This is a genomic window from Streptomyces sp. RLA123, assembly GCF_056270165.1.
Genome location: NZ_JBWDOR010000003.1, coordinates 6,562,686 through 6,581,853 on the forward strand (window position 1 = coordinate 6,562,686; position 19,168 = coordinate 6,581,853).

The window sequence follows — 19,168 nt, forward strand, 5'->3', positions numbered from 1 at the left end:
TGGTCACCTGGACGCCGCCGGAGTTCCGTATTCCCTTCCTCGTGCGCTCCTAGTTTTCGAGTATGACGATCTCTCAGGCGGCACCTCCGGCGGTCGTCGCCACGCCTTCCGTTCCCGAGCCGGCGGCTCCCGTTCCGGCCATCCGCAACGGGCGGCGTCGCATGCCGCCGCCGGTGCGCCTCGTGGTGCAGGCCAGCGTGACGCTGGCCGCCCTCGTCGCGCTCTGCGTGGCCACGGTGGTCGGCGCCCTCGCCGTGCGGTCCGACGCGGAGCAGTTGCGGGACTCCTCGGCCCAGCGCGCGGCCGCCGCTGCCGAACTGCGCTTCTCGCTGGCCGACCTGGACGCGCAGCGGGCCAACCAGTTGGTGCCCGGCTACGACCCCACCGACAGGAACGCTGTGGTCGGCAACCGACTGGTGGCCCTCATCACCGCCCATGAGCGCCGCGCCGAGATCAGCGACCTGTTGCGGCAGCTCGGCGGCGACGACGCGCACGCCGACCAGGTGCGCGACCTCCTGGACGCGCTCGGTCGCTACGACGACGCCAGCGGTCGTGCCGCCTACCTGGACGAGAGGAAGCCCGATCGCCAGGCGGGCTACCCGCCACCGGACGCCCTGGACTTCTCGGCGGAGGCCGGTGAGATCATGCACAGTCAGCTGCTGCCCGAGGCGTCCACGCTGGCGAAGGCCTACGGCGAGCGTGCCGCCGATGCCACGCGCGCGGCCAAGGACACGGCGTTGCGCTCCGCGCTCACCGTCGGCGGGCTGGGCCTGCTCACCGTGCTCGTCCTGCTGTGGTGGCAGCAGGACTTGGCCCGCCGCCACCGTCGCCTGCTCAACCCGGCACTCCTGGTCGCCACCGCCGCGGCCCTGGCCGCCACCGTCGCCGGGGTGGTGTCCTTCACGTCGGCCTCCGGCGAGCTGGAGGCAGGTGTGTCCGAAGGTCTCCGCCCGTGGTCCCGGCTGGCCGAGGCGCGCGCTGTCGCGGCCGAGTCCGCCGCAGCGCAGAGCCGCTGGGTGGTCAACGACGCCGATCCCGTGCGGCGCGCCGAACTGGACTCCCTCATGAGGAGCCTGGACGGTCTGCTGGCACCGGGCACGTACGCCTCCGCCGCGGAACGGCCCGCCTACGCCGACGTCGCCACCCGGTACGGCCACTTCCGGGCCGACGACGGGGAACTGCGGAACTTGATGGGCAGAAAAGACCTCCCTCGTGCCGTGGAAGTCCTGACCAACGTCGGTGGGAACACGGTGGGCTTCGACTTCTGGGACTTCGCCACGACCCTCGAGCGGCTCGCGCAGGTGCAGCAGGCCGACTTCGTCGCCCGGGCGTCCGAGGCCCGTTCGGAGTTGGACGGCTGGCCCGCGATCCCGGTGGGAGCACTGGGACTCGCCGCGGTGCTCGTGCTGGTGGGCGTCCGTCCGCGGCTGGCGGAGTACAGGTAAAGCGCAGGCGAACATCGCCACCGTCGCTTGTGGGGAACGCGTGTTCGTCGGTACAAAGTGCTGACCGTTTCGAATTCTTTTCATGGAAGAGCACCAGTGACCGCCACGCCTCCGCAACCTGACGAAGTTCCTTCCGTTCCCGATGACGTGTGGGACCGGTTCGTCGGCGACACGGAGGCCTCCATCCGGGCCTCCGCGCCCAAGGAGCCGTCCGCCCGCGCCCGGATGGTCACGGAGCGCCTGCGGCAGCAGGACGCCCTGGTCGCACAGGCCAAGCGCCGCAGCCGCGCCTCGAAGGCCGCCGCACGACAGGCGAAGCCCGAAGCGTGGCGGGCCGGTCCCGATCCGTTCGCGGAGCAGGTGCGCAGGCCCAGGCGGCGCAGGGGACTCGGCATACTCGGCGTCCTGCTCTCGGTGGCCGCGCTGCTCGTCCTGCTCAATCCGGGCGCCGCGCTGTCATGGCTCCGTGGCGACCGTGCGGATTCCTCCGGACAGGGACCGTTGCCGTTGGAGACCGCACGACCCACGGCTCCGCCGTCCGAACGCCCGTCCCTGGGCATGCCGACGGTCGACGCGCCGTTCGCGGGATCTCCTGCCGAGCGCTATGCGCAGGGCGCGGCGGGCATCGTGCCTCCTGCGGCCAAGGCGGTCGGCTGGATGACGAGCGAGCAGGTCGCGGCGTCTCTGCAGCAGGCGAAGGCGTTTCTGGTCAGCGCCAACATCGACCCGGCCACACTGCGCGGAGCACGTCCTGGGGCCGCCCTCGCACTCGTGGACCCGCGGCAGACCGACATCCACTCGCTGTACGCCCGGGCCTTCAAGAATCCGGACAAGAAGCACGACCCGCGCTGGCTCGCTTCCCGCTTCGACCCCTCGGAGGTGCGGATCGTGGCGAACGCCGTGCGGACCCGCGGCCGCATGACCTTCGAGGAGGGCGAGAACCGGGCGCTGGCGGTCCACGCCGACTACACGTTCGTCTACCCGTTGACGAAAGCGGACGGCGGTTCGCGCGAGGTGGCCCGGACCATCGTGCGGCGCGTGATCGACTTCGAGGTCCCGGATCCCGCGCGGTACCGGGTCACGAAGGGGAAGTTGTACATCATCGGGTACAACCAGGAGCTGTCCAATTCGGCCTGCTTCGTGGACGACGGCTTCCTGCACCCGCATTTTTCTTCGGATGCCACCGCCGGCGCGCGGGGGACCGGCACGGCCGTCGACCCGTACGACCGCAGCAGGGACATCGCGTCAGGGTCGGGGGCGGGCGAGGGCTGCCTCAGGAGCTCACGGACCTGAGGGACCCGTCAGCCTTCTGCTGTCTGACCGTCTGTCGCCGGACGGTCGGAACCCTCCGGGTCCCCGGCGACGATCAGATGCGACAGATGCTCGGAGATCTCGGCGCGCAGCACCTCGGGGATGCCCGCGTCGGTGACGAGGGTGTCCACGTCCTCCAGGGCGGCGAACGAGCTCAGGCCCACCGTGCCCCACTTGGTGTGGTCGGCGATCACGACCACGCGACGCGCGGAGCGCACGAAGCGGCGGTTGGTCTCGGCCTCGGCGAGGTTGGGCGTCGACAGGCCGGCCTCGACGGAGAGGCCGTGCACCCCGAGGAAGAGCAGGTCGAAGTGGAGCGAGCCGATCGCCTGGTCGGCGACCGGGCCGACCAGTGAGTCGGAGGGCGTGCGCACGCCTCCGGTGAGCACGACCGTCGCGGCGCCCTCGCGGCCCGCGCCGCCGGCCGTCCCGTTGCCGCGGGCGGCGGAGTGGAACACATCGGCGACCCGCACCGAGTTGGTGACGACGGTGAGGTCGGGCACGTCGAGCAGATGATGGGCCAGTGCGTACGTGGTCGTACCGCCGGAGAGCGCGATCGCGCTGCCGGGCACGACCAGCCGCGCCGCCGCGCGCGCGATGGCTTCCTTGGCCCCGAGCTCCAGCCCGGCCTTGACCTCGAAGCCCGGCTCATGGCTGCTGGCGGGCGCGACGGGGACGGCGCCTCCGTGCACCTTCTCCACCACGCCCTGGCGGGCGAGGGCGTCGAGGTCGCGGCGGACGGTCATGTCGGAGACATTGAGCTTCCGGGTCAGTTCATTGACCCGGACCCCACCGCGCCGCCGGACCTCGTCCAGGATCAGCGCGCGCCGCTGTTCCGCGAGCAGGTTCTGGTTGTCGCTCACCCGAGGTCCCGTCCCATCCTCCGAGGTCCCGCGCCGTCCTGTACCTGTCCTGTCCAGGCACCGGCGGGCTCGCCATCCTTCCACGCCCGCGTACCGGCAAGTAGCGGCGGGTCGCTCGGCGTGACGGGTCACACACCAAACGCGCGTAACTCGATCGGGTGGGATCGGGGCATACCCCTGTCCAATTCGCGTACGCGTGCCCGATTCTGAGTACGCGCGTTGCCGTACACGCATGACGGGGAAAGTACGGGAAAGTACGTGAAAGTACGGGGAGGCGATCGCCATGCGGTCGGATGCGGTAAAAGCCGAGTTCTCGCTCGAACTGCTGGTGCACGGGGTCGGGGGTACGACCCCGCAGACGATGCTCAACGACCCACGGATCACACGGGTCTGCGGTGACGACACCGCCGGGATTTACCGCCGCGCCGACGACGCCGACGCCGAGAGCCGCCCGGGCGACTACGCCGACGCCCCGGTGCCCGACGCGTACTCGTGGTGCAATCTGACCTCAGGGGACGGCAGTCGCGCTCTGTGGCTGCTGCTGCTCCCCTTCATGGTGGCCAATCTCGCGCACTGGATGCGCCCGCCGGTCGACCGCGGCCGGCTGGACCGGGCCTACGACGTGCTGGTGCGGCTGCTCGCCCTCTCGCTCACCGTGCTGCTCGTGGCCGCCGCCTGCGAGGTCGCGATGGATCTGGTCGCCTGGCAGTGTGCGGGCAACGCGGCCTGCGTGCGAGGGAAGAGCTGGCTGAGCTTCCTCGCGGGCGGTGAGCCGGGGCGTCGCATCGCCGCGGGCGCCGCGCTGCCGGTCGGCCTCACACTGCTGCTCTGGTGGCTCTCCCGGCACACCTGGTACGCGTACGAGTCCCAGCGCCCGCTGCCGCTCCCGCCGACGGCCCAGGCCCTGCCGGCGACCGCAGACGTCACCCCGCTGTCCCGGCGCGGTTTCTGGTACGGGCGGCGGCTGGTGGCCCGGCTGCGGGCCGCACACACCGCGGCGGGACTGCTCACGGTGGCGGTCGCGCTCGTGGTGCCGCCGCTCCAGTACGACATGGCGCCGCAGGGCGGCCCGGTGGCGGCCTCCCTGGGGTGGCTGCTCACCGGGAGCCTGGCCGGGCTGACGGTCGCCGTGGTCGCGGTGACCTGTGGGATGGGACGCAGCGAGCACGCGCCGGACGAGGCGCTGGACCCCCGACTGGCCCGCGCGATGCTGGGCGGCACGGCTGCGGCACTCCTGACCGCGGCCCTGTACGCCTGCTGGCACCGCCCGGGCTGGATCTCCACGGGCAGACTTCCCGTCGGGGACGCTTTCGCCTGGCTCGCGCTGCTCCAGATGCTGCTGCTGGCCGTTCTCGGCACCGTCTCCCACCGGATGCACCGGGCCGGGGGCGGGCCAGGAGAACTGAGCGGGCTCGCTGGCCCCGTGGTGGCGCTTCTGGCCTGCGCCCTCGGCGGCGTGCTCAGCGGCGGCATCGCCCAGCGCGTGGCGGACTGGCTCGACCGGGACGGAATGCCCGGTGCCGCGGGCGGCACGGTGGCCGGGCCGCCGGTGCTGCTGTCCTGGCAGGCGGCCGTCATCCCGGCGCTGCTCCTGGTACTGGCCGCGGTCGTCGTGCTGCGGGCACGGCGTCTGTTGCACCGTGGGCGGGAACTGATGCCGCGTGTCGAGGCCGACTACCCGGACGAGGAGCACGAGCCGGCGCGCACCCGGCAGATCGCCATGGCCAGGGCCCGGGCCGAACTCACCGATCAGGCCTCGGTCTTCATCGGGGTCACCGGAGTGGTGTCCTTCCTGCTCGGCGCGGGCGCCCTCGCCGGGGCGTGGCTGAGCGACACGGTGCCGGGCGAGGCGAGCCTCGGAGCTCCCGACGTGGTGCGTACGGCCGCGCAGACAGCCCAAGCCCTGGGCTCCTGGCTGGTGGGCGCGGGCGTGGTCGCCCTCATCGCGCTGGGGCGCAGGGCCTACCGTGACGCGGGGGCGCGCCGGACGATCGGCATCCTGTGGGACGTCGGCACCTTCTGGCCACGTGCGGCGCACCCCTTCTCACCGCCCTGCTACGCCGAGCGGGCCGTCCCCGATCTCACGTGGCGCATGACGACCTGGACCGAGGCGCACCGCGGCCCGATCATCCTCTCCGGGCACTCCCAGGGCAGCGTGCTGGCCGCGGCAGCGGTGTGGCAGCTCGATCCGGCGACCAGGGGACGGATAGCCCTGCTGACCTACGGCTCGCCCCTGTCCCGGCTGTACGGTCGGTGGTTCCCCGCGTACTTCGGCCCCGAAGCGCTGGCGGCCCTCCACCGGGAACTCCAGGCGTGGCGGAACCTGTGGCGCAGTACCGACCCGATCGGGGGCCCGGTCCACATCGACGAACCCGGGCCGCCGGTCGACCGCGGGCCGCTGGCGGACCCGGCGGCGTACGGGCGCACGGAGCAACATCCGCTGCCCGCACCGCTGCTGACGCACTTCGACTACCAGGCCGACCCCGCCTTCGCCGCCGAGCGCGGCGCCCTGCTCGCGTGGGTGTCGGAGCATCAGAAGGAGGTGGTGCCCGCGCAGGCTCAGGGCAGCGGCGGCAGATCCTCCGGATAGAGGAGCTGAAGCTCCTCGTGGCTCGGCTCGCTCACCTGGGCGAGACGCCCCGCGTGGCGCTCCACCATGGCCTCGAAGGTCTGCCGGGCGGTGCGTCCGTTGCCGAACGCCGGGCCCTTGGGGATGGCCGTGAAGTACTTGTACAGCGCCTCGGCGGCGTCGTCGGCGAGCTGGTACTCGTGTTCGTCGGCCTGCGACCGGACGATGCGCAGGAGTTCGACGGGTGTGTAGTCGTCGAAGGTGATGGTGCGGGAGAAGCGGGAGGCGACACCGGGGTTGGCGGACAGGAAGTGCTCCATCTCCGCCGTGTAACCGGCCACGATCACCACCACGGCATCCCGGTGGTCCTCCATCAGCTTGACCAGGGTGTCGATCGCCTCGCGCCCGAAGTCACGCCCGGAGTCCTCGGGGGCCAGCGCGTAGGCCTCGTCGATGAACAGCACACCGCCGCGCGCCCGGTCGAAGGCCTCCTGCGTGCGGATCGCGGTGGAGCCGATGTGCTCGCCGACCAGGTCGACACGGGCGACCTCGACCAGGTGGCCGCGTTCCAGGACGCCGAGCGCGGCCAGGATCTCCCCGTAGAGGCGGGCGACGGTGGTCTTGCCGGTGCCGGGGGAGCCGGTGAAGACCAGGTGGCGGCGCGGCGAGGGCGCCTTGAGCCCGGCCTTCTGGCGGCGACGGCCCACGGCGATCAGGTCGATGAGCGAGCGCACCTCGCGCTTGACGCTGTCCAGGCCTACCAGGGCGTCGAGTTCGCCCAGCACCTCCTCCGAGGGCCGGCTGTCGGGAGCCGGTGGCGTGGGTGCCGAGGACGCGGGGGCGGTGAACGTGGGCTGTACCGGCACACCGCCGAGCAGCCCGAAGGACTGCGTCGCGGGCTGCCGTTCAGCCGAGGGAGAGCCACCGGAGGGGGTCTCTCCGGCGCTCCCGAACTCGCCGCTCTGGTCGCCCGTGCAGTCCTCGGTGACCGGGCCGGGCTCGGCGAACTCGTAACCGCCGCGCGCGCAGCGCTCGGTGCGGCAGCGGGTGAGCGACGAGCGGCAACCGTCGATGATGTGGAAGCCGTAGCCGCGGCTGCCCGTGACGCGACACGCGGTGAAGGTGCCGCGTCCGCCGGCAGAGACGTAGAAGCCGGCCTCGCCGGGGTTGGTAACGACACACCGGTCGATGGAGGGGTCGGCGCCCTTGGTGACGATGACGCCCGTGGCGGTGTCGTCGATGGTGCAGCCGGAGAGTGTGCCGCCGCTGCCGTGGTCGCGGAACCAGGCGCCGGTGGAGGCCTCGCGGATGCGGCAGTCGTCGAGCTGCACGAGGGCGCCGTCGCTGACCGAGACGGCCGTGTTGCGGACCTGGGTGATGTCGCTGTCGACGACATCGGCGCGCGAGCCCCGGTCCAGGACGAACAGGGCGTCGGGCACGTCGTGGACGCGGCAGGACTCGAGGACGGCCGCGGCGCCGTCACTGACCCAGACCGCCGGGTAGTCGCCCTGACTGTCGTGGATCTCGCACTGGTTGGCGTCGGCGCGGGTGCCGGGGTCCCAGACGGACAGGCCGTTGCGGCCGAAGCGGCGCACCGTGGTGCGGGTGAGTGTGAGCACCGAGCGCGAGCGCAGGTCGATCGCGTTCTCGGGGATGTCGTGGATGTCGCAGTCGGAGAGGGTCAGTACGGCGTCGGTGTCCAGGGTGATGCCGTCGCCCGTGGTGCGGTGCACCTGGCAGTCGGTGAGGTGCCCGGCCGCGCGGGAGGCCACCTGCACGCCCGTGCCCTTGACCTCGTAAATCTCGCAGCCGATCGCCTCAGCAGTGGTCCCCTCACCGGTGAGGGCCAGCCCGGCGCCGGAGGTGTTGCGGATCCTGCAGCGCTCCAGCCGGGGTGACGCCCCACCGCGCACGGAGACTCCGCTCTGGCCGGCCGCGACGACCTCGCAGTCCTCGAAGAGACCGCCCGAGGCCTCCAGGATGCTGATGCCGAGTCCGGCGGGGTTGTCCACCGTGCAGCGGCGCACCGTGGGGCGCGCGCCGCCGCGCACCTCTATGCCCACCGCGGAGCGGGTGCTGACGCGCAGTCCGGAGAGTTCGGGAGTGGCGGAACCCTCGATCAGCAGGGCGGCCGCTGAGATGTCCTGGCCCTCGACGGACAGGTCCTGGACGGTCGCCGACGCGCACACGGTGAGCGCGACACCCGAGGGCGGGGCGATGCGCACCGACCCGGCACCCTCGGCTCCGCGCAGCGTTATGGCCTTCTCCACGACGAGGTTTTCCCGGTAGGTGCCGGGGTTGATCGACAGCACGTCACCGTCGGCGGCCGCTTCCAGGGCGGCAGCCAGGCTTTCGTACTCTCCCGTGCGGCGGCGCCACCGTGAGCTGCTGGTATGCGTCACCTGAACCACGCCTTGTGCCATGGAGATGCTGTGCCCCGTCCTCTTGCGCTGCGCCGACCTGGGGGCCTCCACGGTAGCGTGCGCCGGGTGCCCGCCAGCACCGAGACGGGGATCGATCACCTGCCGGATACGTCAGCCGCCGGCGCCGGCCCGGCCCCAGCTCTGCCCCGCGGCGGCCCACTCCCGTTCCCACTCCGCGAGACGCCGGCGCATCAGGTGCCACATGAGTACCTGGCGCCCCATGAGCCCCAGGACGCACGCGGCGATGAAGGTGCCGATCCCGGCGAGCGTCGCGTGGGTGTCCGCGGTCCCGGCGTCCAGCGGGGCGGGAGCGGGTGCCTGCCCGGCCCGGTCGGTCCACAGGGCGATGCGGTCGCCCTTGCCCCGGTCGGCCGAGATCAGCACGTGCGCGGTGTGGGCGCGGCCGTCGGCGGCTGTCCAGCGGACGACAGCCGGGCGGCGCTCCTCGCGCACCTGGCCGGACTCCGGGTCGCTGTCGGACACCGCGCGGGGGCCGACCGTGAGCACCACCGCGGGAAGCTGGGTGCGCTGCGCGTGCTCGGCGCGCACGGTGTTCCTCAAGGAGCTCCCGACGGCTGCGCCCGCGGCCCAGCCCGCGGCAGGCGCGCCCAAGCCGATCACGCACGCGGTGGTGAGCGCCGCCCAGGCCTCGAAGAGATCGGACCGGCGGCGCAGCGCATTACGCCGCCAACGCCATGCCAGCACGCTCCCGGCCATTGCACCGCACCCCCTTCACCGTACAAGTACCGCACACGGCACGGGACATGCGCGGCACCGACCGGGCCGGAGAGAGCCATCTCACCCTCGGCCGGTCCACTGGGATGCCCGGACCGCGCCGCGGCCACGTGACGCGCATCACTCCATAATGGACAACGCGTCGCCGACCCGCAGTGTTCCGGTCCCGAAGGGCACGACATTCTGTCCGAAGACCAGGCCGCCGCCGATCCGGCGGTGCCGGGCGAGCGACCGCAGGGGCTCTTTGCCGCGCTCGGCGGTCCCCTGGTCGGTTGTCGTGACCACACAGCGCCCGCATGGTTTCGCGACGCGGAATTCGACTTCCCCGATTCGGATACGCCGCCATGTGTCCTCCGCCCATGCCGCCGTACCCGCAAGGACGGCGTTGGGGCGGAATCGGTTCATCGGGACCGGCCCCTCATCCGCGTGATCGCCCGCGGCGATCAGCATGTTGAGGGCGTCCAGTGACGCCTCGGTGGTCAGCAGCAGCGGAAACCCGTCCGCGAAACTCACCGTTTCCCCGGGGTGGCCGAAGTCCGGGTCGACCGGGCGCCGGCGGGCCGGGTCGTCGAGGTGGACAAGGGTGACCTCCATGCCCAGGTACGCGCCGAACCAGGCGGCTGCCGCGACCCCCGCGGTCACGGCCTCCACCTTGTCGCGCCAGATCGTCACCGGCGCGGTCGCCCCCGGACCGGGCACGTCCACGATCAACGGGTCCTGCCCCGGGGCGTGCAGCAGCAACCCGCCGTGCGGCAGCGACGCCGCGCGTGCCAGCGCCAGCCGGGGCTGCTCCCGCTGCGTGATGAACTTCCCCGCAGCGTCCACGAGCATCCACCGGCGGTCCCCGGCGAGCCCCCACGGCTCCACCATCGCCTCGGACAGCCGCACGCCCGCGGTCGCTTTGACCGGGTAGACGTGCAGTGCGCTGAGGCGTGGTGGCGGCGTCGGCGTCGTCATGCCGCCATCGTGCCAGCCGGCGCGGTCACCCGTCGGGGGGAAACCGGCCGTCCGGCGTCATGCTCAGCCCGGGTAGTAGCCCTGGCCGAGATTGCGTCGCTGCTGGTAGGGCTGCTGCTCGTCGTAGCCGCCCGGCGCCATCTGGCGCGGGGGCACGGGGCGGGGCGCCACGGGGCGGGCCTGCTCGTAGCCGGCCGGGCCCTGGTACTGCTGCGGGGCCGGCTGCTGCTGCTGGTAGCCGCCGTTGAACGCCGCGGGCCGCGGAGCGCTGGCCTGCTGCGGGATGTAGGGGGCAGGCGCCTGCTGCAGCGGAGGCTGCTGCTGGTAGCCGCCGGGCGCCTGGTAGCCCGAGTACGTGCTCTGGGGCGGCGCGCTCGGGGCCTGGTTGTACGAGGACGGTCCGGCGGGCAGTGCCAGGGGCGCCGCGGGCAGGGCCGGGAGATTGCTGCCGACGCTGCTGCCGACGTCGTACGCGGACGGAACGCGGATCGGCGCGATCTGGGGGGTGCCCCGCTCCGCGACAAGGCTGTCGTAGATGGGCGTGTCGGGAAAGAACGGCGACGTGTAGTAGCCACCGCCGTAAGAACCGCGGGGGGAGGTCATAGCCCATAAGTTAAGCCCACGATGTGCTGGTTGGGGAGACCGATTAGCGGGTCATTTCATGTGCAGCGAGTGACGGGTGAAGCCGATTGTGAGCGAAAGGGAGAAAAACGGGCCACGGTCTCCGTTTCGATCGCGTCAAAGCCCCGGGCCTGGGGTGTTGCCGGTTGTCCGTGGGGCGGTGCGGGCGGGCCTCCGCGGCATTTCCGGAAGCCTTTCCGCCCGTTGCCCTGTGTGACCGAACGGCCACTCATTCGGTCCAACAGGTCACCCGCACGAGGGAGCTGTCAAGCCCTTGGGGTGACTCCGGCGAACTCCCTCGGACCCCACGCCCGGTGTGCCACAGTGGGCCATGCGCGTCGCCATGTTCTTCGGGCAGGCACGTCCCGTCAGGCCGGAGGAGTGGCGCAAGGCCGCGGCCACCGTCGCCGAGGTCGTGGACGTGGTCGCGGTCCGGGAGCTGACCCTGCCCACCCTGCCAGGGCTCCCTTTCGCCGGCCGCGATCCGGAACGGCCCCACCACTACCAAGTCGCTCTTCCCCTCGGTGGCTTCGCCGCGCGGCGTGTCACCGTCGGGCGGATCGGGAGCGTACTGCGGTACGAGGCGGCGGAGTGCGGCCGCGTCGACGTCCTCCACGGTCATGTCCCCGGAGCCGACGACCTCTTGCCGTGGGTCGCGCGCGCCGTGGGGCTGCCCTACGTCCTCAGCGAGGACGACGTCCGCTGGTTCGACAACCCCTCGCGGATGCGCCGCGGCCGGGCCCGCGCCTACCGCGAGGCCGCCTCGGTGCTCGCGGTCAGCGACGCCCTCCTCCTGCGGCTGGGCGAACAGCGGATGCCGGGGCGCCACCGTGTCGTGCCGCACCCCGTCGGCCCCGACACCCTGCCCCGCGTCCCGGCCCGCGCCCGGATCAGCCAGGACCCGGTGCGCGTAGCCGCCGCGGGGAGCTTCGGGCCGCACGAGGGATGGGAGACGCTCGTCCACGCCTTCGCCGCCGCCCGGCTTAAGGACCCGCGGCTACGGCTGGACATCATCGCGGAAGGGAACGCCGAGGTCCCCACCGATATGCGCGGTCTCCTGCGCCGATGCGGCGCGGCCTCCGCGGTCACCGTGCGGCGGACACGCGGGCGTGCCGAGGCGCTGCACGCGGTCGCCCACGCCGATCTCTACGCGGTCGCCGGCGATGCCGAGAGCTTCTGCCTGCGGGCCCTGGACGCCCTGGGCTGCGGCACGCTGGTGGTGGGCACAAGGACCGGCGCCCTGCCCGAACTCGTCGGCCACGACGGGGGATTCCTCGCGCCCCCCGGGGACCCCGCGGCCTTTGCCCACGCCTTGGTGGAAGCCGCCGCGGCGCTGCCCCGGCACCAGCCCGCCGCCCTCGCGGACCGCACCTTGCGCCGGTTCGGCACCGCCGCGGTCGGCGCCCGCCTTGCCGTCGCCTACGCCGAGGCGTCCGGCCGCGCATAGGTGCGGCCTTTCCAGGCCGCCCCGCGGCCGCGGTAGTGCTGCACGGCGGAGTCGACCGTCATCAGCAGATAGAGCACCGCAGTGAACGGCAGCAGCGGCACGAGCCACAGCGGCTGCCGGTAATAGCGCAGCATCGGCACATAGGTGCCGCACATCACCGCCCATGCCGCCGCCCCCGCGGCACACAGCCACCACGCTCCCGCCAGTGCCCCGCCGACGGCGGCGACCGGGGGCAGGACGTAGATCAGCAGCAGTCCCAGCACCGTGCCCGCGAGCAAGGCCGTGCTGTGCCGCAGTTGGGCGTACGCGCTCCGCGAGACCATCCGCCACAGCTCGGACAGCCCGGGGTAGGGGCGGACGCTGTCCACCTCGTCGGCCAGCCCGAGCCAGATCCGGCCGCCACCGCCTTTCACCGCCCTGGCCAGCGCCACGTCGTCGATCACCGCGTGCCGGATCGACTCCGGGACGCCGGCCCGCTCGACGGCCGTCCGGCGGATCAGCACGCAGCCGCCCGCCGCCGCCGCGGTCCGGGAGCGATCGCGGTTGACCCTGCGGAACGGGTACAACTGCGCGAAGAAGTAGACGAAGGCGGGCACGATCAGCCGCTCCCACGGCGTGGCCACCCGCAGTCGCGCCATCTGCGAGACCATGTCGAGCCCGTGGGTCCGTGCCGCGGTCGTCAAGTGGCGCAGCGAATCCGGGGCATGGGCGATGTCGGCGTCCGTGAGCAGCAGGAACTCCGGCGCCACGGCCGGCTGCCCGGCCACCTCGATGCCGTGCCGGACCGCCCACAGCTTGCCCGTCCACCCGGGAGGCGGCGGCCCGGGCGAGACCACCCGCAGCGGCAGTCCGCCCGTCTTCTCCGCCAGGTGCTTCGCCAGTTCACCGGTGCCGTCCGTGCTGCCGTCGTCCACGAGCACCACCTCGGCGCGGCCCGGATACCGCTGCGCCAGCACGCTGGGCAGGCTGAGCGGCAGCACCCCGGCCTCGTCCCGCGCCGGTACGACGACGGTCACGTCGGGCCACGCCCCGGGCCCGTCGGCGTCGCTCGGGGGGAGCGGAGGCAGCCGTACGTCGGTTCGCCAGAACATCCCCTGCGCCAGCAGCAGCCAGAGCCATGCCAGCAACGACATCACGGTCGCCCACGTCAGCCACGTCACCCCGGCAGTCTGCCGCCAGGGCCCCCACCCGCGCGGCATTTCCCCGGCGCACGCCGGAAGCCGCCGGGCCGCCGGGCCGCCGGGCCGACAATCGGATCACGTAAAGTGGTGCCCCGTGAAGATCGCGCTGATGGACTCCGGAATCGGGCTGCTCGCAGCGGCCGCCGCGCTCCGCCGGATGCGGCCCGACGCGGACCTCGTGCTGTCGAGCGACCCCGACGGCATGCCCTGGGGCCCGCGCACCCCCGAGGACGTCACCGAGCACGCGCTGGCCTGCGCACGCGCGGCCGCGGCGCACGGCCCCGACGCCCTGATCGTCGCCTGCAACACCGCGACCGTCCACGCGCTGCCCGCGCTCCGCGCCGAGCTGGAGCCCTCGATCCCGGTCATCGGCACCGTGCCCGCGATCAAGCCCGCCGCCGCCGGGTCCCGCACCGTCGCGATCTGGGCGACCCCGGCGACCACCGGCAGCCGCTACCAGCGCGACCTGATCCGGGACTTCGGCAACGGGGCGTCCGTCACCGAGGTGCCCTGCCCTGGTCTCGCGGACGCCGTGGACCGGGCCGACGAGGCGGCCGCCGCGGCCGCGATCGCCGCCGCGGCGGCGCTCACCCCCTCCGACGCCGAGGCCGTCGTGCTCGGCTGCACGCACTACGAACTGGTCGCCGACCGCATCCGGGCCGCCCTGGACACCACGGCCCCGCTGCTCGGCTCCGCCGACGCCGTCGCGGCGCAGACGCTGCGCCGGATCGGGGCCGCGCCCGCCCCGGCGAATGCACCGACCGGCGGCCTCGCGGTCATCCTCAGCGGCCGGCCGGGCGCGATGACGCCGCAGGCCCTGGCCTACGCGGAGGGACGGTATCTCGCGGAGTCCGCCTCCGCCGCGTCCCGTACGGCGCCCGTCCTCTGACGGTCCACGGCTCCCGGTCGCGTTCGCACGGCTGCCATCCGCCCCGCGGATGAGTACCCTGCTCACATGACGGACGCGCAGCGTGACGACGCGCGTACGCCCCAGGTGTGGACGGGCCACGCCAGCAACCGATTCCAGTGGCTGCTGGCGGGCGTGGGTGCTGCCTGCATGGCGCTGGGCATCGAACTCGCCGTGGACTCCGCCTACACCTCGGGCGTCGCGCCGCTGATCATGTCGGTGGTGGGCTGCATCGCAGCCGGGCTCCTGGTGCTGTTCGGCACCGTGGCGTTCACGCATGTGCGCGTGAAGGTGGACCGGGACGGACTCCAGGTGCGCTGCGGCCACATCGGCGTGCCACGCCGCAGCATCCCGTGGGACGAGATCAACGACGCCCACCTCGCACCCCTGGTGAGCCCGCGGCACTGGGGCGGCTGGGGCTACCGCTGGCGCCCCGAGCAGGGCACGGCGGTGGTCGTCCGGCGCGGACCCGGGGTCGTGCTCGACCTGGGGAACGGGCGGCACTTCACCGTCACCGTGGACGACGCCGAGGGCGCCGTCACGGCCATCCGCACCCGGCTGGGCCTGCGCCCGTAGGCGGACTGCCGCCCGCCCACGGGTTCACCCAGGTGGCCCAGCGCGCCCCGCGGCTCGTCAGGACCGCGTTCCGGTCCGTGCGCGGTGGGCGGCGATCAGGTCGCGGTACCAGGCGTAGCCCGTCTTCGTGATCCGCTCGGCCCCGTGGTCGTGGTCGACGTGGACGATGCCGAAGCGATGCCCGTACCCGCGGGCCCACGCGAAGTCGTCCAGCAGCGACCAGACGGAGTAACCGCGTACGTCCACGCCCGCGTCGATAGCGGCGGCCGGCGCGTGGAGGTGGCCCTTCGAGGAGCGCGACGTCCTCGGTGCGGCGGTGGTAGTGGTCGCACGCGATGTCGCCGGTGGCGCCGTCCACCGTGTGCCTGGGGTGTGGCCGAAGGTGTCTTGGACGGACGGCCCGCCGCCGTCCTCGTCGTGGGCGCCCTCGATCTGGTGGGCCCCGGTCGCGGCGCCGAAGGAGAATCCGGCCGGGAAGGACGGGGAGTTCGGTGGGGTACGGGCAGGCGGTTCAGGCTTGTGCTCCCCGGACGCGTTCAAGATGCTCCAGGCGCACCGGCAGGGCGAGTCCGACCTGATCGAGCGCGACGGCGTGTTCTACCTCGTCGCCACCTGTGACGTGCCCGAGGCCGCGCAGTACGAGCCGGACGGCTTCATCGGCGTGGACCTCGGGATCGAGAACATCGCCACCGCCTCCACCGGCTACCTCGCCGCCGGGCGGGGGCTCAACCGGTACCGCAAGCGACAGCTTGCCCTGCGGGCCAAGCTCCAGAAGAAGCGCACCAAGAGCGCCAAGCGGCGGCTGAAGTCCCGTGCCCGCAAGGAAGCGCGGTACGCCGCGAACATCAATCACATCATCTCCAAGACGATCGTGACCGAGGCTGAACGCACCGGACGCGGCCTGTCCCTCGAAGAACTCAAGGGCATCCGCAACCGGGTACGGCTCCGCAAGCCCCAACGGGTCGCACTCCACTCCTGGGCCTTCGCCCAGCTCGCAGACTTCATCGTCTACAAGACCAAGCGGGCCGGGGTGCCCCTGGTCTTCGTTGATCCCGCGTACACGTCGCAGACGTGCGCCGAGTGCGGCCACGTCGACAAGCGAAACCGTGTCGACCAGGGGCTTTTCATCTGCCGGGGGTGCGGGGGCGTTGCCCACGCCGACCGGAATGCTTCCCACGACATCGCCATCCGTGGCGAGAGCGCGTGGAATGCGGGGGGTGAGTCACGCGTCCCTGCCACCCCATAGGGGTGTCTGGACGGAGGAGTCCACCCCAGCAGCCAGCTGGGCACTACCTCCAAGCCCGGTCCTTCAGGGCCGGGTCAAGTTGACCGCCGGCCGGGGCGCGGACGGGGCGGCGCGACGCAGTCCCGCGCCAGCAGGACGGGGGCGATCAGCCGGGACGTCGCGGCCCCGGGCGGGAAGCCCTGCGCACGGGAGCCGATCGCCTCCACGGCCAGGCGCACGACCTCGGCGGACATCTCCTCCACGGGCAGTTCGACGCGCGGCAGTTCACTGCCGACGACGTCGTCCGGGAGGTTGCCGACCGCCACGACCGACAGGTCCTCCGGGACGCGCAGCCCCTCGGCGGTGAGGGCGGCCAGGATGTGCGGCAGCGCGGCGACGTGCTGCACGACCAACGCGGTCGGCGGCCGTTCGCCGCAGAGCAGGGCGCGGAGCAGGTGCGGCAGTCGCGGCATGTCGCCGGTCGACTCGCGGACCGCGACGTCCGCGCCGGTCTCCGCCGCTGCCCGGCGGGCACCGGCGACCCCGCGCACCGCGTAGCCGCGCCGGGACCGGAGTTCGTGGTCGGTAGTGGCGAGGAACGCCACGTCGCGGTGCCCGGCCGCCACGACGGTACGCACCGCCAGGGCGGTCGCGGCCTCCCAGTCCAGATCGGTCCACGGCTGCGAGTCGTCGGCCGGCCGTCCCAGCAGGGCGGTGGGGAACGAGAGTTCGCGCAGCGCCTCGATGCGGGGGTCCTCCATCTCGACCGCCATGAGGATCGCGGCATCGGCCTGCCGGCCGCCCGCGATCCGGCGCAGCCCAGGGACGCCCTCCCGCGCGGTCGTCAGCAGGACGTCGTAGCCGTGTGCGCGGGCCGCGTCGCTGATGCCGATGGCGAAACGACCGTCGACGGCCCGGTAGCCCCCGGCGACCCGCGGCAGCGCGAGGGCCAGCACCTGTGTCCGCGTGCTGCGCAGCGTCCGCGCGCTCGCCCGCGGGTGGTACCCCAGTTCGTCGATCGCCTGGCGCACGGCGCGGCGCGTGTCCTCGGAGATCTTGCGGGACCCGCTCAGGACGTACGACACGGTGCTCGGTGCGACCCCCGCGCGCTCCGCGACATCCTTGATCGTGGCCATGCGGCTCCTCTCGGGGCGGGGGTATGCGGCGGCGCAGCGGTTGTCGAATCGATTCGACAACCCCATGATGGTAAGCCGCCCTCCTGACCTGCGGCAAGTGCCTCCCCACGGGGCCGCCGTCCGCCTAGTGTGGAATGTCTCGGGTCACGGGGGTGGGATCATGATGTGGTCGGCGGCCGGGGACACGTCCCTCGCGGGGGAATCGGTCATCGCGGTGATCGGCTTCGCCGCGGGTGTGGTGCTCGCCTCCGTCAACGCGCTCCATGCCCGCCGCAATGAGAGCCGCCGCCAGCGTGCCGAACGCGCGGGCGACGCCCTGGTCGACTTCATGCGCGGCATCGCGGAGAACGCCCAGTACCGCGGACGCCTCTATGGCGCCGGACAGGCCGTGACGGCGGAACGAGCGGCCGCACTGGAGGACCGGATCACCGAGTCCCTCGTGCTCGTCTCCTCGGCGAAGGCCCGCCTGGCGACCTACGGCAACGCCGAGGCCGGCCGGATACTCGCCGCGATCGAGCGGGACGGCGGGTTCGTCGGCTCCGATCCCGTGGCCCAGCGCCGCCTGTCCGAACTCGTCGCGGCACTGCGCGCGGAGCTGCGGCTCAGCGGCAATCTGGAGGCGCAGGAGATCCGCGTCATCCTCTTCGGCGCGCCGCCGGGCCCGTCGGCGGCCTGAACAGGCCTTCGCGCGGCAGGCGACGTTCAGCGGACCGGCGGGGGGCCGTCGCGGGTGGGGCGCGAGGTGGTGAGGCCCGCGAGGAGGCCCGCACCGGCGGTGACGGCGGCATAGCTGAGGACGTGATCGACGGCCGACTGCATGGCGAGGCCGGTCAGCGCGGCCGCGGCCGTGAGGACGACCGGTGTGGTGCGGGGCGAGCGGCGCAGGGCGCACAGGAGCCAGGCGTAGGAGGCGGCGAGGAGGGCGACGCCGGGGACACCCTGCTCGGCGGCGAGCTGGAGCGGGGCGGACTGGGGCCTCCCGTCGCCGGAAGGGGTGTCGGCCTCCGGCGCCTGCCCGGCGTCCTCCACCTCCGCGAACCGTCCGGGTCCGATACCGCGCAGCGGGCCGGCTCCCGCGGTGTGCAGGGCCTCGTGCCAGAGCCTGACACGCGCGGGCGTGAGCTGGCCGGACAGGGACGCGGACAGTCCTGGCGGCAGGGCGTCCACGGCGACCGCGTACGTGCCGCCGACCGCCACGGCGGTCGCCAGTGCCAGTCCGGCGAGCCCGATCACCCGTGGCGTGCGGTCGGCGGCGAGGGAGCACAGGAGCACGCCGAGCGACGCGGCGAAGCCCGCCGCCGAGCCGAGGCCGAGAGCGAGCAGCGCCGTCAGGGCGCCGAGCAGTCGCAGTCCGAGCCGCACGGGGCCCAGGCGGCAGGCCCATGCGGCGCAGCACGCGGCGCCGGTGGCGAGCACCATGAGGGCGGCGTCGGCGTTGGCGTACCCCAGCGGCGGGGTCTGCGGTCCGCCCGACAGACGTCCGGGCAGGAGCAGTGTGAGCGCGATCGCGCCCAGGGCTGCGGTCGCGGGCACCGCGACGGGCCGCAAGGCCCCGCCGATCCTCCCGGCGGCGAATCCGGCGGCAACCGCGAGCACCGCGAGCAGGAAGCCCTCGGGCCGCGCGGGACGGCCGACCGCCGAGACCAGCGCCCACACCGCGCTCGTGACCAGGAGCGCCGCCCCGACGGCGTCGGTCCGGCCCGATCGCGGGTTGTCGGGCGGGGCCTCGTCGCCGGCGATGCCGGCCGCGTCGCCCGTTGTCGTGTTCATCC

Annotated in this window: 16 protein-coding genes and 2 pseudogenes; 8 read left to right on the plus strand and 10 right to left on the minus strand. The window is 73.2% G+C overall.

Annotated features, from left to right (window positions below; genetic code table 11):
• The first annotated feature begins 62 nt into the window (after positions 1-62).
• Together RV983_RS30050 and RV983_RS30055 are read left to right on the plus strand one after the other, a co-directional pair.
• The gene (locus RV983_RS30050) at positions 63-1,445 is read left to right on the plus strand and encodes a hypothetical protein (RefSeq protein ID WP_475988838.1); all 1,383 of its coding nucleotides are present in this window, start codon (positions 63-65) and stop codon (positions 1,443-1,445) included.
• Between the two features lie 96 nt (positions 1,446-1,541).
• On the plus strand, positions 1,542-2,738 hold the full coding sequence (locus tag RV983_RS30055) for a hypothetical protein (RefSeq protein WP_475988839.1): 1,197 nt from the start codon (positions 1,542-1,544) through the stop codon (positions 2,736-2,738).
• An 8-nt stretch (positions 2,739-2,746) separates the two neighbouring features.
• Here the strand turns inward: RV983_RS30055 and RV983_RS30060 are convergent, their stop codons facing one another.
• A complete protein-coding gene (locus tag RV983_RS30060) occupies positions 2,747-3,619 on the minus strand; it encodes a DeoR/GlpR family DNA-binding transcription regulator (RefSeq protein WP_475988840.1) in 873 nt (290 codons plus the stop codon).
• A 283-nt stretch (positions 3,620-3,902) separates the two neighbouring features.
• On the opposite strand from RV983_RS30060, the gene RV983_RS30065 reads away from it, so the two are divergent.
• Positions 3,903-6,209 carry a hypothetical protein gene (locus RV983_RS30065; RefSeq protein ID WP_475988841.1) on the plus strand — a complete coding sequence of 769 codons (2,307 nt, stop codon included), beginning with the start codon at positions 3,903-3,905 and terminating at the stop codon, positions 6,207-6,209.
• Here the strand turns inward: RV983_RS30065 and RV983_RS30070 are convergent.
• From RV983_RS30070 to RV983_RS30085, 4 genes are all read right to left on the minus strand, one after another.
• On the minus strand, positions 6,179-8,611 hold the full coding sequence (locus RV983_RS30070) for a right-handed parallel beta-helix repeat-containing protein (protein ID WP_475988842.1): 2,433 nt from the start codon (positions 8,609-8,611) through the stop codon (positions 6,179-6,181). The two genes, RV983_RS30065 and RV983_RS30070, sit on opposite strands and share 31 nt — an antisense overlap.
• Positions 8,612-8,722: 111 nt before the next feature.
• A complete protein-coding gene (locus tag RV983_RS30075) occupies positions 8,723-9,328 on the minus strand; it encodes an Rv1733c family protein (protein WP_475988843.1) in 606 nt (201 codons plus the stop codon).
• Positions 9,329-9,466: 138 nt separating this feature from the next.
• A complete protein-coding gene (locus RV983_RS30080; RefSeq protein ID WP_475988844.1) occupies positions 9,467-10,303 on the minus strand; it encodes an MOSC domain-containing protein in 837 nt (278 codons plus the stop codon).
• 63 nt (positions 10,304-10,366) lie between these two features.
• A complete protein-coding gene (locus RV983_RS30085) occupies positions 10,367-10,906 on the minus strand; it encodes a DUF6643 family protein (RefSeq protein ID WP_475988845.1) in 540 nt (179 codons plus the stop codon).
• Positions 10,907-11,255: 349 nt separating this feature from the next.
• Between RV983_RS30085 and RV983_RS30090 the strand changes: the two genes are divergently transcribed.
• The gene (locus tag RV983_RS30090; protein WP_475988846.1) at positions 11,256-12,371 is read left to right on the plus strand and encodes a glycosyltransferase; all 1,116 of its coding nucleotides are present in this window, start codon (positions 11,256-11,258) and stop codon (positions 12,369-12,371) included.
• Here RV983_RS30090 and RV983_RS30095 read toward each other — a convergent pair.
• Positions 12,344-13,504, minus strand: a complete 1,161-nt coding sequence (locus tag RV983_RS30095) for a glycosyltransferase (protein WP_475990505.1) — start codon at positions 13,502-13,504, stop codon at positions 12,344-12,346. The genes RV983_RS30090 and RV983_RS30095 overlap by 28 nt on opposite strands.
• Before the next feature lie 142 nt (positions 13,505-13,646).
• Here RV983_RS30095 and RV983_RS30100 point away from each other — a divergent pair, with 142 nt between their 5' ends.
• Complete coding sequence (locus tag RV983_RS30100) at positions 13,647-14,441, plus strand: glutamate racemase (protein WP_475988847.1); 795 nt, start codon at positions 13,647-13,649, stop codon at positions 14,439-14,441.
• A 66-nt stretch (positions 14,442-14,507) separates the two neighbouring features.
• Entirely contained in the window at positions 14,508-15,035 is a 528-nt protein-coding gene (locus tag RV983_RS30105; RefSeq protein ID WP_475988848.1) for a hypothetical protein, read from the plus strand.
• 57 nt (positions 15,036-15,092) lie between these two features.
• Here RV983_RS30105 and RV983_RS30110 read toward each other — a convergent pair whose 3' ends face one another.
• A complete protein-coding gene (locus RV983_RS30110) occupies positions 15,093-15,281 on the minus strand; it encodes a family 1 glycosylhydrolase (protein ID WP_475988849.1) in 189 nt (62 codons plus the stop codon).
• A 43-nt stretch (positions 15,282-15,324) separates the two neighbouring features.
• A pseudogene (locus RV983_RS30115) lies at positions 15,325-15,575 on the minus strand (family 1 glycosylhydrolase); the annotation flags it as partial.
• On the opposite strand from RV983_RS30115, the pseudogene RV983_RS30120 reads away from it, so the two are divergent.
• A pseudogene (locus RV983_RS30120) lies at positions 15,517-16,281 on the plus strand (RNA-guided endonuclease InsQ/TnpB family protein); the annotation flags it as partial. The pseudogenes RV983_RS30115 and RV983_RS30120 sit on opposite strands and share 59 nt — an antisense overlap.
• Positions 16,282-16,355: 74 nt before the next feature.
• On the opposite strand, the gene RV983_RS30125 reads toward RV983_RS30120, so the two are convergent.
• Positions 16,356-17,396: a LacI family DNA-binding transcriptional regulator gene (locus RV983_RS30125; protein ID WP_475988850.1), complete on the minus strand. Its 1,041-nt coding sequence runs from the start codon at positions 17,394-17,396 to the stop codon at positions 16,356-16,358.
• Between the two features lie 160 nt (positions 17,397-17,556).
• Between RV983_RS30125 and RV983_RS30130 the strand changes: the two genes are divergently transcribed.
• Entirely contained in the window at positions 17,557-18,072 is a 516-nt protein-coding gene (locus tag RV983_RS30130) for a hypothetical protein (protein WP_475988851.1), read from the plus strand.
• Positions 18,073-18,098: 26 nt separating this feature from the next.
• Here RV983_RS30130 and RV983_RS30135 read toward each other — a convergent pair whose 3' ends face one another.
• On the minus strand, positions 18,099-19,166 hold the full coding sequence (locus RV983_RS30135; protein WP_475988852.1) for an O-antigen ligase family protein: 1,068 nt from the start codon (positions 19,164-19,166) through the stop codon (positions 18,099-18,101).
• Positions 19,167-19,168: the final 2 nt, after the last annotated feature.

Bases quoted from the DNA above. Each gene is read 5' to 3' on its own strand.
- RV983_RS30125 (WP_475988850.1), bottom strand. From the start codon at position 17,396: ATGGCCACGATCAAGGATGTCGCGGAGCGCGCGGGGGTCGCACCGAGC.
- RV983_RS30075 (WP_475988843.1), bottom strand. From the start codon at position 9,328: ATGGCCGGGAGCGTGCTGGCATGGCGTTGGCGGCGTAATGCGCTGCGC.
- RV983_RS30130 (WP_475988851.1), top strand. From the start codon at position 17,557: ATGATGTGGTCGGCGGCCGGGGACACGTCCCTCGCGGGGGAATCGGTC.
- RV983_RS30090 (WP_475988846.1), top strand. From the start codon at position 11,256: ATGCGCGTCGCCATGTTCTTCGGGCAGGCACGTCCCGTCAGGCCGGAG.
- RV983_RS30085 (WP_475988845.1), bottom strand. From the start codon at position 10,906: ATGACCTCCCCCCGCGGTTCTTACGGCGGTGGCTACTACACGTCGCCG.
- RV983_RS30080 (WP_475988844.1), bottom strand. From the start codon at position 10,303: ATGACGACGCCGACGCCGCCACCACGCCTCAGCGCACTGCACGTCTAC.
- RV983_RS30135 (WP_475988852.1), bottom strand. From the start codon at position 19,166: ATGAACACGACAACGGGCGACGCGGCCGGCATCGCCGGCGACGAGGCC.
- RV983_RS30105 (WP_475988848.1), top strand. From the start codon at position 14,508: ATGACGGACGCGCAGCGTGACGACGCGCGTACGCCCCAGGTGTGGACG.
- RV983_RS30065 (WP_475988841.1), top strand. From the start codon at position 3,903: ATGCGGTCGGATGCGGTAAAAGCCGAGTTCTCGCTCGAACTGCTGGTG.
- RV983_RS30095 (WP_475990505.1), bottom strand. From the start codon at position 13,504: ATGTCGTTGCTGGCATGGCTCTGGCTGCTGCTGGCGCAGGGGATGTTC.
- RV983_RS30070 (WP_475988842.1), bottom strand. From the start codon at position 8,611: ATGGCACAAGGCGTGGTTCAGGTGACGCATACCAGCAGCTCACGGTGG.
- RV983_RS30050 (WP_475988838.1), top strand. From the start codon at position 63: ATGACGATCTCTCAGGCGGCACCTCCGGCGGTCGTCGCCACGCCTTCC.